Origin of the sequence: Moorena sp. SIO4E2 (genome assembly GCF_010671945.1) — a bacterium.
GTDB classification, from domain to species: Bacteria; Cyanobacteriota; Cyanobacteriia; order Cyanobacteriales; family Coleofasciculaceae; genus Moorena; species Moorena producens.
The window spans coordinates 1-2,301 of the sequence record NZ_JAAHIE010000901.1 but is presented as its reverse complement, the minus strand read 5'-3'; the positions used below and the strand labels follow the sequence as shown (position 1 = coordinate 2,301).

Annotated in this window: 2 protein-coding genes; both read right to left on the bottom strand. The window is 45.6% G+C overall.

Annotation, left to right across the window (positions count from 1 at the left end):
• Positions 1-434: 434 nt before the first annotated feature.
• Positions 435-1,061 (bottom strand): ABC transporter substrate-binding protein, encoded by a 627-nt coding sequence (locus F6K37_RS38750; protein ID WP_044494051.1) that lies wholly within the window; start codon positions 1,059-1,061, stop codon positions 435-437.
• Positions 976-2,301 (bottom strand): ABC transporter substrate-binding protein (locus tag F6K37_RS38745; RefSeq protein WP_287256500.1); only part of this gene is annotated, 1,326 nt, incomplete at its 5' end. The genes F6K37_RS38745 and F6K37_RS38750, both read right to left, overlap by 86 nt.

Below are 2,301 nucleotides of genomic sequence, written 5' to 3'. Positions count from 1 at the left end.
AGGTTTGACAACGGCAGGGTAGATAAATGTTGCTCCTCTTGAGTTTGGGGAGGAGATGGTGGTGAATTACCATTGGCTGAGTTCTTGGCGGTACCGTTGTTACTATGTTCAGGCTGATTGGGTGGCACAGGCTCAGGCAAGTTAGTCATGGTATTCCCATCAAAATAAGCTCAAGGTCAAGCAACATTACAAAATAATACAGCTCTTAGACACTCGGATCGTTTTTTAGGTGATTTGCACCTCAACAGATTAGCAAATTTTCAAGTGAAATCCGGTAGACTTGACTTGTGTTAAATTTTATTTTGTACGTTATCTAAATCCAAGCGGGAGCAATAATAATCTGTAACTTTATATAGCGTTACTCATAGTTATCTGGGTTCCCAAGAGCATACTGCATTGCTACTCCCTACTCCCTACTCCCTACTCCCTACTCCCTACTCCCTACTCCCTACTCCCTCCAACCCAGAACTTTGTACCTCACCCGATGGAGAAGTGCTGTACCACAGATGAGCATTCCAGTTTGTATTGAAAGGGTTGGGCATCCGTTCCTGAATCCTAGTCGATTGTACTTGTAGTAACTGTGGCTGAGATTGGGTAAGAGGCACGACAGTCCATTCTTTGTTTTCCCTCAAGGTCTGTGCCAGGTCTTTTGAGTAAGGGAGCACCGCTGCAGTGACTTTATGGCCTAGCACCATATCGAGCAGCTGTTTGTGATCACAGATGACGGGAATGACAATTTGATCAAATCGTGGTGTGCCTTGCCAATAGTCTGGAAAAGCACTCAACTGGATGCCACTAGAACCGAAGGTCTCAACTTGGAATGGTCCAGTCCCAATCGGCTTTATCCCAAAGTGTTTTGTACCATAACAATGGCGCGGTACAATTCCCAAAGTTAAAAGTTGGGGATGAATAGGAGGTTTAGCTACCGGGCCTGGGTCGATTGCTAAGGGATGGGAATCCCTAGGCTCAATGGAATCAATTTCCCTGAGGGGATGGGATTGAGAGGGTAACCTTTGAGAGGCAGACTGTAATGTAAACGCAATGGTTTTTTGATCTACCACTTTTGATATCCCTGATGCTTGTCAAAACCAGTTTGCGCCAGGGTGAGTCAATTTTCCGTAGTACCTGATAAGTGAACTCAACATCAGCAACCGTTAGAGGGGTGCCATCGTGGAAACGTAGGTTGTCATGAAGCTGGAAATAAAGAATTTTAGTGATTTTGTCTACAGTTTCTAGCTTCCACTTGACAGCAAGATCGGGAACCAGCAACCCACGTAAGGAATTAAAACGACATAAACCCCGGAACACCAGACTCAATACATCTGCTGGTCCTAGGTTTGGGTTGAGCAAAGGGTCAAGGGTCTTAATCGGACGAAAATCAGCAATGGTAAGCTCTTGGCGCGATTTGACCCAAATCTTTTTGGTAAAGGTGCTGTTGCTTGGGTTGATATCGGCGAGTTGTTGTTGTGGATCAGCCGTGAAGCGGATCATATGGAAGCCAGCCTTAAACCTAAGTTGATGACGAATGCTGCTGTCTTGCGATCGCTGATTTGGTTGTAAGGTGCCATGGGGACTAAGGTCAGATAGATTATTAATAGTCCACTCAACTTGGAAAGAACCGGAAGGGCTACTTCCTTGATTAATTAGATCTGCTTCTAATGTAATTAAATCCCCTGCTACTGGTAATGGCGGATTTAGGATAATGTCACGCACCAATAAATCAATGGTAGTGGCTTCCCAAGGAAGAGTATTGGTCGTTTGACCATTAATCACAGCAAATAGCACACCAACACCCGTGACTTGGGGCATAATCACACTCAGGCGGGACTCACTCCAACTGATGATTTGGGCTGGCTGACCCTGAAACAAAACTAGAGCATCGGGTGAAGGCACAGAACCGAAATTACCCCCTTCAATCACCACACTACTCCCTGGCGGTGATTTGGCTGGTTTCACTTCAGTCAAAAATGGCAGTTGTCGCCACATCCGAATCCGTGCTTCTCGAAGATCAGTTTTGCGGCTAACTTCGGCGATCATTGCTGGGGTTTGGGTGTAGCGATCTAGGTCATCAACGGAGTAAATTGCGATCGCATTTAGTTGTTTGATCTCAGCATCAGTAATATCTGGTAACGTAGCCAGAGGACGGTTATCTACTGGTCGATCTAGGGGCTTATGTACCCCATGCAACTGACTCTGTAGTACTTGGGTAAAATCCAATTTGAGAACAGTACCACCATTTTCCTTGGGATCAACAACCGTCCGAAACCAAATTTCTCGATCTTGACCACGGCGCACTGTTAC